This window comes from Clostridium sp. UBA6640, from assembly GCF_002455975.1.
Taxonomy (GTDB): Bacteria; Bacillota; Clostridia; order Clostridiales; family Clostridiaceae; genus Clostridium_J.
Genome location: NZ_DKLM01000100.1, coordinates 17,358 through 27,247 on the forward strand (window position 1 = coordinate 17,358; position 9,890 = coordinate 27,247).

6 protein-coding genes are annotated in these 9,890 nt (G+C 29.9%); all 6 read right to left on the minus strand.

From position 1 onward, the window contains the following. Positions 1 to 7 precede the first annotated feature (7 nt). Positions 8 to 1,786 carry a DUF342 domain-containing protein gene (locus B2W91_RS10940; RefSeq protein WP_291580752.1) on the minus strand — a complete coding sequence of 593 codons (1,779 nt, stop codon included), beginning with the start codon at positions 1,784 to 1,786 and terminating at the stop codon, positions 8 to 10. Positions 1,787 to 1,878: 92 nt separating this feature from the next. Further along, entirely contained in the window at positions 1,879 to 2,697 is an 819-nt protein-coding gene (locus B2W91_RS10945) for an aminotransferase class IV (RefSeq protein ID WP_291580755.1), read from the minus strand. A gap of 14 nt (positions 2,698 to 2,711) precedes the next feature. Continuing rightward, positions 2,712 to 3,353, minus strand: coding sequence for an HAD-IB family hydrolase (locus tag B2W91_RS10950; RefSeq protein ID WP_291580757.1), 642 nt, complete (start codon positions 3,351 to 3,353; stop codon positions 2,712 to 2,714). Positions 3,354 to 3,628: 275 nt separating this feature from the next. Next, positions 3,629 to 3,955 carry a DUF1292 domain-containing protein gene (locus B2W91_RS10955; protein ID WP_291580765.1) on the minus strand — a complete coding sequence of 109 codons (327 nt, stop codon included), beginning with the start codon at positions 3,953 to 3,955 and terminating at the stop codon, positions 3,629 to 3,631. Between the two features lie 412 nt (positions 3,956 to 4,367). Then, a complete protein-coding gene (gene nifJ / locus B2W91_RS10960) occupies positions 4,368 to 7,889 on the minus strand; it encodes a pyruvate:ferredoxin (flavodoxin) oxidoreductase (protein WP_291580759.1) in 3,522 nt (1,173 codons plus the stop codon). 764 nt (positions 7,890 to 8,653) lie between these two features. Further along, positions 8,654 to 9,727: an undecaprenyldiphospho-muramoylpentapeptide beta-N-acetylglucosaminyltransferase gene (locus B2W91_RS10965; protein ID WP_291580761.1), complete on the minus strand. Its 1,074-nt coding sequence runs from the start codon at positions 9,725 to 9,727 to the stop codon at positions 8,654 to 8,656. Positions 9,728 to 9,890: the final 163 nt, after the last annotated feature.

Genomic DNA, 9,890 nt, shown 5'->3' on the forward strand with positions numbered 1-9,890 from the left:
TCACCTTCTACAATTTAAATTTATCAACTACTAGATCTTTATCATTATCTAAATAAACATGGATGTTCCTACTAGGTTCTTCTAATAAAAATTCCTTTTCACCTATAATAAACTTTGTATTATAGTAAGCAATATCCGCATAGATATGTCCATTTTTCTTTACCTTTAAAATAGTCGAAACTCCTGCAATGGTTCCTACAATCTTGCATTTTATTTCATTGGTTGCATTTATAATGCCACCTCTTGTAGTACTTCTCTCGGCAACAAAATAAACACTATCCATCGCATTTATTTCTGATTTATAAACTCCTTTTCCATTGATGTAAACGGAGCCTGTGGAGCTAACTTTAGAATCCTGTATATAGTTAGCAGTTAAATTAGATTGATACATAGTACCTACTTTAACACTATTTAGCTTTTGTGTAACCATTTGTTGAATTTGCTTTATTTCGCTTATAGCTAATATATTAGAAAAATAACTGTTATCTAGTTTATTTTTTACTATAGCATATAAGCTATCATAGATTTCTCCTTGTGTTTCCATTACATTTAATACACTTTTAACATCATTTTTGAAATTTTTAAATCTACTTTCTACAATAAACTTTACTAGCTCTCTATCAGAGACATTATTTGTTATCATCTGCTTGTGATTTACCTTAAGTAAAGTATCATAAAGCCTGCCTAGTAAATTTTGAAAGTCTTCAAGCTCATTTATATATAGTGAATAGTCTAGACTGTTACTCCCTACTATAATGGATGATGATATTATATTACCCTTGACTGTAATATTTCCCCCTGCTTTTAACTCAGCACGAAGCACGTTTGAATTAACTGTTAACTCATGACCTGCTTCTACAGTCATTCCTTCTTTAACATCACCATAAATTATTACATCTCCTATGAATTTAACGTTACCTGTAGAAATATCTACATCCCTATTAATTTGATGTACCTGTTCTACTGAAAATATATTCCCTTGTACATGAGGCTTTCCATCAATGGTAGCTATAATTGAATTTCTTTCAAGTCTACCGCCATTATTTGCAAAGATTTTCTTTTCTTTACGCTTTCTAGGCCTTTGCAATTGACCATAGACATTAAATCCTATAGCTCCTTCTTGTCCCTCTTTTAAGGTTGCTATTACATCTCCTCTACGAACTACTTCTACTGCTCCAATAGATTTAAAATCTACAGTTCCTTTTTCATCAACTTCTAATTTTTTATCAAATTCTGATTGAAAAAATATTTCTATTTCATCATCTACAGGGTATGTAGGTTCCTTCCCTTTAGAAATAATTAAATTTGCAATATTCTCTTCTTCACAGCATCTTTTTACTGCCTCATCATCTATTCCATAAATTATTCCTAAATTAGACAGTTCACTTAATATTTGAAGTTCAGTATATTTAGGCGGCATAGTAAGTCCAACATATTGTATACCTGGAATTAGTTCTGTTAATAATTCTGTGTCCTTCAGTTCGTACTCTTCTTTAGGAATATATCTTATTGAAATTCTTGCTTCCATTTTATCTTCTGATACTGATAAATTTAGTTCTCTTTTAGCCTCTGTTTCCCTAATTCTTATCTCAATATTGTTTTCTTCAAAAACTTCAATAGGAGAAGTAACTTCTCTGCTATCCACAATTATTTGTACTTCATCGCAAGGTAAAATTTTTGCTGGTTTATTTCCATCTATAGGATTAATAACAACCACTTTTTCATTTTCAATTTTTACAAGTCCCATTTCTTGCTTATTAGTTAAACTGCTATTTAAACTTGCCATAAATATCCTCCTACCCTTTAACACACTTAGGTAAATGAACTAATGACATTTTATTTTAATTATCGTCATTTTTCTTACCTACTTTATATTTTTTAAAAAATTTTAAACTTAATTATATCCTCAGCAATTATTTCATTAAATTTATCCATAATTTCCTTAGTTATTTTATTCTCTTGTGATCTAATAACTATATCTCCTACAGAATTTATAGGTAATACTTTTGGTGAAGTTCCAGAAATAAATAATCCACTTAAAGCATTTATTTCATTATAGCTTATTGGTTTTTCTTCAACTTTCAAATTTAGTGCATTACATGCTTCAATTATTTTCATTCTAGTAATTCCTGGCAATACATCTTTAAGAGGCGCTGTTAAAACTACTTCATCTTTTATCATAAAAATATTTGATCTACTTCCCTCTGTTATATAACCATTTCTATCGACTAAAATTGCTTCATAAGCATTATTGGCTTTTATTTCACTATTTACCACTTCTCTAAATTGATTATTGATAACCTTAGCATTAGGATTTTCTCTTTCCCCAAAGTATAATATAGTTTTCACCCCTTCACTATACATCTTTTCGCTTGGATAACTATGCTTAATAAAGAATATATATATATCCTCTTTATCTAATATAACTTTTATATTTCCTTCATAAACTTTATTTACTTTTACTAATTCTAATATATCTTTAGAAAGTCCTTCTTTATTAATAGTAATTCCTTGTTCAGTTAATCCTATGGAATTTTCTAATCTTTCTATATGTTCTTTTAAAAATAGTGGTTTCCCATCTATTATTCTTATTACCTCATATAATAGTTTGCTGCCGGTTGGCTTTATATTTTCGTATTGATCTGCTTCTTTTATTTCTCCATTATATATAAAATATTTATTGATAACTTCACTCATATCTATCTTCTCCTTTACTTCCACTTTAATATTTCAATAGTATCATGGTATTTTTTATAATTGATTAAATAAGCATTTCCTACTAAATTAAAAAGTGGTAAATCTGATAGTGAATCAGAAAACATATAAGAATTTTTAAAATCAACCTCAATATTATCTTTTTTAATCTCTTCCATGAGTCTAATTACTTTTTCTTCCCCTTTGCAGTTCTTTCCTTCAATCATCGGTCTATGTATACTATTTTCCACTTTAAATCTTGTACCGATAATCTTATCTACTTCTTTTATATTGTATAGTTCTGTTAGATAAAACTCTGCTGAAGCGGAAATTAAATATATTTTACATCCTTCTTCTTTTAATTTCCTCATCATATTAATAGCATCATCATAAAGGATTTTAGATAGTCTTTCTTCATAAAACTCCTTTACTATCTGTTGCATTTCATCTTCCTTTATGCCATCAATAAATCTTATAAAGGTCTCTTTAGCTTTTGATGCATCTCTTAATTTTAATATATACAATATCGTAGATAATATATTACGTGGTGCATGTATTATTAGCTTTGGCTTTTTCCTTAACATAAACATATATAATTCAAATAACGTCTCTCTTCTTGTAAGAGTATAGTCAATATCAAATATAGCTAATCTTTCCATTCTTTCTCTCCTGCCTTGAAAAATATATTTTATTACCTATCTATTATATGACAATTTCATAAATTATACCAAAAATTTTTACATAATAGATGTTAATTTATTTATGATTATTACCATTAGATAAGAATTATAAATAAATTAAAGATTAATAATAAAAATTTGAATAATACAATTAAATAAAGTAGTAAATTGAGCGAATATTACCACTATTATTAGTAATATAATTATACAACAAAAAACAAAAAGTCGCTTATACATAGCGACTTTTTAGTTTCTTAATCTTCTTGTGTAATTAATTCTTCGTAATAAGCTTTAGCTGCTTCATACTCTTCTTCTTCTGGAACAACTAATTCTCCTACTTCGTCATCTCCTACAACTTTAAATAAATATATAGCTCCATCTTCTGGGTTTTGAACTATTGCATATTCATTTTCGTCGTGCATAAATCCATCTACTATTTCACATAGAACCGTATTTCCATTTTCATCTTCTAATTCAACTGTTAATACTTCATGTTCTCCGCAGCCACATCCGCAATCTTCATGTCCATGATTATGTTCTTCATGACCACAACCACATCCGCAATTTTTATTTTCTTCGATAGTAATTACCTCCTCTATGTTTATGTTATCATTTTACCCTTATTTATCAAATAATAAAAGCATTTTTAGGTAAAAATATAAAAATTTAAATATTAAATTAATTTATAACATTGGCTCAATATTATTATGCTCTTTTATTGTAAATAAATACACTTCATTAATTGAAAATTGACAATGGACAATGGACAATTATGGATATTTCTCAGTTATCACTGAGAAATTTCAAATTGATTCTTTTTTCGAAGTTACAGGGTAACTTTTTTTTAAAAAAACTAGCAATTTTATTGCTAGTAAAAAAATCTATTTAAGAAATTAATTCGCTAGAATTAATTTCAACCTCAATTCTCAATTGTCAATCATCCATTCTCAATTGTAAAAGGATGAGAGTCTCCTCTCATCCTTTTATGATCTATTATTTAGAAAAATCTTGAGCTGCAAGTCTTTTGTAGCCTTCTAATCTTTCTTTTGCATCTTGTTCAGTTTTAGCGAATAATTTCTCAGCTTGTTCTGGGAATGTTTTAGCTAATGATGCATATCTTACTTCACCCATTAGATAATCTCTAAATGATAATGTTGGCTCTTTAGAATCTAAACTAAATGGATTCTTGCCTTCTTCTTTTAACATTGGGTTGTATCTGTATAATGCCCAATATCCAGATTGAACTGCAAGTTTAGTTTCTAATTGAGTAGCACCCATACCATTTTTGATTCCATGGTTTATACATGGAGCGTATGCAATTATTAATGATGGACCATCATATGCTTCTGCTTCTCTTATAGCTTTAAGAGTTTGATTTTGGTCAGCTCCCATAGCTATTTGAGCAACATAAACATATCCATAGCTCATTGCCATCATTCCAAGGTCTTTCTTCTTAGTTCTCTTACCAGCAGCTGCAAATTTAGCTATAGCAGCAGTTGGAGTAGATTTTGAAGATTGTCCTCCTGTATTTGAGTAAACTTCTGTATCAAATACTAATACATTTACATTTTCTCCACTAGCTAGAACATGGTCAACTCCGCCATATCCAATATCATAAGCCCAACCGTCTCCTCCAAAGATCCATTGTGATCTCTTAACGAAGAAGTCTTTTTTGTTATAAACTTCTGCTAAAACAGCATTGTCTTTTCCAGCTTCTAAGAATGGTAATATCTTATCCGCAAGAACTTTAGTAGCTTCTGCATCATCTTTCTTATCTAACCACTCATTAAATAGAGCTTTTAATTCCTCAGTAATGTTACTATTTGTTGCTTCTTTAACAGCTAACTCTAGTTTTCCTCTTAATTGGTTAACTCCTAAGAACATACCTAATCCAAACTCAGCATTGTCTTCAAATAATGAGTTTGCCCAAGCTGGTCCTTTACCTTTATGGTTAACTGTATATGGAGTTGAAGGAGCACTTCCTCCCCAAATAGAAGAACATCCTGTAGCATTAGCTACCATCATTCTATCACCATATAATTGAGTTACAAGTTTAGCATATGGAGTTTCTCCACAACCTGCGCAAGCACCACTGAACTCTAATAATGGAGTTTCAAATTGGCTACCTTTAACACTTGCTACTCCCATTGGATTTGACATCTTAGGTAATGATAAGCTGAACTCCCAATTTTCTATTTGCTTAGTTTGTGTATCAAGTGGCTTCATGATAAGAGCCTTTTCTTTTGCCGGACAAACTTGAGCACAGTTTCCACAACCTGTACAATCTTGGATGCTCACTCCCATATTGAATTTTAATCCTTCAAATGCTTTTCCACCTTTAGCATCTACGACATCTAAAGTTTCTGGAGCATTTTTATAAGATTCTTCTGTTCCTATGAATGGTCTAATTACTGCATGTGGACATACATATGAACATTGATTACATTGTATACATTTATCTGGTTGCCACTCTGGTACATTAATAGCAATTTCTCTCTTTTCAAACGCAGCTGTACCTGGTTCAAATGTACCATCTTCTCTATCTATGAATGCACTTACAGGAAGCTTGTCTCCTTCTTGTCTATTCATAACATCAACTATGTTTTTAATGAAATCTGGTTTTTCTTGGATTGCTTTCATTTCATCTTGTGCATTTTTCCAAGATTCTGGCACTTCTACTTTAACAATAGAGTTTACACCTGCATCTATGGCATCATGGTTCATTTTGACAACCTTTTCACCCTTCTTACCATAAGACGCAACAACAGCTTTCTTTAAGTGATCAACTGCTTCTTCTATTGGAATTATATCAGCTAATTTAAAGAAGGCAGCTTGCATTATCATGTTAATTCTTCCGCCTAATCCTATTTCTTCTGCTATTTTAACAGCGTTAATAGTATAGAAGTTAATATCATGTTCTGCTATATATCTCTTCATGCTAGCTGGTAAATGTGCTTCTAATTCTTCCTTATTCCAAATACAGTTTAATAAGAATGTTCCATTATCTTTTATTCCAGATAATACATCATATTTATTAACATATGATTGATTGTGACATCCAACATAGTTAGCATGGTTTATTAAATATGGTGATTTAATTGGTTTTTTACCAAATCTTAAGTGAGATACTGTTATACCACCTGATTTTTTAGAGTCGTATGAGAAGTATGCTTGAGCATACATGTTAGTGTTATCTCCAATGATTTTAATAGCACTTTTGTTCGCTCCAACAGTACCATCTGATCCAAGACCCCAGAATTTACATTCTATTGTTCCATCAGTTGTAGTTCTGATTTCTCTTGATGTCTCTAATGAAGTATGAGTTACATCATCATTTATACCAATTGTAAAGCCATTTTTTAGACTTTCACTATTTAAATGATCAAATACAGTAACTATTTGAGATGGAGTAGTGTCTTTTGATCCTAATCCGTATCTTCCACCTATTATAACTGGTTTGTTTTCTATATCATAGTAAGCAGTTCTTACATCTTGATATAATGGTTCTCCAGCAGAACCTGGTTCTTTTGTTCTATCTAAAACAGCTATCTTCTTAACAGTTTTTGGTATGTATTTGAAGAAGTGTTCTAATGAAAACGGTCTATATAAGTGAACTTTTAATAGTCCTACTTTTTCTCCATGAGCTGTTAAATAATCGATAGTTTCTTCTACAACATCACAAATTGAACCCATAGCAACTATCATTCTATCTGCATCTTGTGCACCATAGTAGTTGAATAAATGATAATCTGTACCTATTTCTTTATTTATCTTTTCCATGTATTTTTCAACGATTTCTGGTATTGCATGATAGAATCTATTTGATGCTTCTCTAGTTTGGAAGTATATATCTGGGTTTTGTGCTGTTCCTCTTGTTACTGGATTGTTTGGATTTAAAGCTTTACTTCTAAATGCTTCAACAGCTTCTTTATTTGCAAATTTAGCTAGTGTTTCGTAATCCCAAGCTTCAATTTTTTGAACTTCATGAGATGTTCTAAAGCCGTCAAAGAAGTGTAGGAAAGGAACTCTTCCTTCTAATGCTGCTAAGTGAGCAACTGGTGCTAAGTCCATAACTTCTTGAACGCTATTAGTTGCAAGTAATGCATATCCTGTTTGTCTTGCAGCCATTACGTCTTGATGATCTCCAAATATTGATAACGCTTGAGCAGCTAGCGCTCTAGCAGTTACGTGGAATACCCCTGGTAATAGTTCTCCAGCAATCTTGTACATGTTAGGAATCATAAGTAATAATCCTTGTGAAGCAGTAAATGTAGTAGTTAATGCTCCAGCTTGTAATGAACCATGTACTGCTCCTGCAGCTCCAGCCTCAGATTGCATTTCCATCATTTTTACAGTTTGACCAAAGATATTTTTTCTTCCTTGTGCTGCCCATTCATCACAGTGTTCTGCCATTGGTGATGATGGTGTAATTGGATATATCGCAGCTACATCTGTAAAGGCATATGCTACGTGAGCAGCAGCGGTATTTCCATCCATAGTCTTCATTTTTCTCATCGTCCAAACCTTCTTTCTTTGTAAAATTTACTTTTGAGTTGTCTCTCATTACTCATAATTTACATTATCTGAAAATAAAACTGATGATAAAACTTGGGAGAAACACTTTAAAAAGTACATTTTATATATAATATTTTTACTAAAAAATAGCATGTTATACACTTTTCATTATATACTATAGTCTTCAAAATTCAAGTATTAATTACCACTTTAATTGTTATATTTTTAACCATTTGTCATTTCTATCCTTTAGTATAACCCCTTAATTCAACAATAATATTTCTATATTGAATTTATCCTTTTCTAAATTTTCTTTATTTTTTTACACTTTATATTTTCTATGAATATAGAAATATACTGTTTAAGGGTACTATATTTTTAATTTCAATTTATATTCTTTTCTTAAAATTTTTACTCTTTTATATATTCTATATTTTACTCTAAGGCCCTCTCTGCCTAATATCCTATAAAAATTATATTGTTTTCTTTTTTTGCATATATTATTTTTAAATAATAAATTCCCATCATATCCTCGCCAGTACTGCTTGCAGTAGTAATCTTAGTTTTACATATATATTTTTAAGCCACTGATTCTTTATAATACTTTGTATAATTTTTATCAAACTTTTATTGTGAAATATATTACTATATGTGGTTTCTAGAATCACATAATCACCTTCTGTAAATATAGCAAATGCTAAAAAGTATTCAACATCTTTAGAAATAGCTTTCTACTCTATTGCAATTATAAAAAGCCGTGGTTATCACGGCTTTTTATAAGTTTCTATTAACTCTATAATTTTATCAATACTATTTTTTACATCACTTTTGTCCATAGCATCAACATATTTTTCTCTATTTAAATATAATTCATCTAATTTTTCTAATAAAACTTTAGAATTTAAATTTTCTTCCTCTATGACCATGCTATATCCATTTTTCTCAAAAGATTTAGCATTTAATATTTGATCTCCCCTACTTGCCTTTGCAGAAAGCGGTATAAGTAAATTAGGCTTCTTAAGAGATAACAATTCAAAAATAAAGTTTGCACCTGCTCTTGATACAACTATAGAAGCTGCTTTCATTAGATGTGGAAGTTCTTCTTTTACATATTCAAACTGTACATATCCTTCGATATTTTTATGGTTTTCTGATAAATTCCCTTTACCACAAACGTGAATTATATCAAATTTCTTTAATAATTCTTGTAAGTTTTCCCTTACAACTTCATTTATAAATTTTGATCCTAAACTTCCACCAACTACTAATACAATTGGCTTATCATCTTTAAAACCACATATTTGCTGTCCTTTTATTTTACTACCCTGTAATAGCTCAGTTCTTATTGGTAGTCCGGTAAGTACCGCTTTTTTATTCTCAATGTGACTAAGTGCCTCTGGAAAAGTTACACAAATTTTAGTACAGTATGGCATCGAAATTTTATTTGCAAGTCCTGGTGTCATATCTGCTTCATGAATAATAACAGGAATTTTATTAAATTTTGCTGCTAATACTACCGGCACAGATACAAATCCACCTTTAGAAAATACTATATTAGGTTTTTCATTTTTAAGTATAGATATAGCATCAAAAACTCCCTTTATCACCCTAAAAGGATCTGTAAAGTTTTTAACATCGAAGTATCTTCTTAATTTACCACTGGAAATAACATGATATTTTATATTTTCCCCCTCAATTAATTGACGTTCTATACCATTTTTAGTTCCTATATATTGTATATCATACCCTAAAGCTTTTAACTTTGGCATCAATGCTATGTTTGGTGTAACATGGCCAGCAGATCCTCCACCAGTCATTATTATTTTTTTTTCATTCAAAGTATTACCCCCTAGAAATAGTTCAATGTTTTTATTTAATACATAAATATTTCTCAGTAACTATTTATTTCTTAAAGTCATTTAAGTAATAAATATATATCAATTAAAAATTAAAAGTCAATAAAAATTTAATAAAAAATAAAAAAATAAATATTTATTTTTT

What these genes read in the sequence shown, in the direction of transcription:
- B2W91_RS10940 (WP_291580752.1), bottom strand. Translation starts at nt 1,786, where the DNA reads ATGGCAAGTTTAAATAGCAGTTTAACTAATAAGCAAGAAATGGGACTT.
- B2W91_RS10945 (WP_291580755.1), bottom strand. Translation starts at nt 2,697, where the DNA reads ATGAGTGAAGTTATCAATAAATATTTTATATATAATGGAGAAATAAAA.
- B2W91_RS10950 (WP_291580757.1), bottom strand. Translation starts at nt 3,353, where the DNA reads ATGGAAAGATTAGCTATATTTGATATTGACTATACTCTTACAAGAAGA.
- nifJ (WP_291580759.1), bottom strand. Translation starts at nt 7,889, where the DNA reads ATGAGAAAAATGAAGACTATGGATGGAAATACCGCTGCTGCTCACGTA.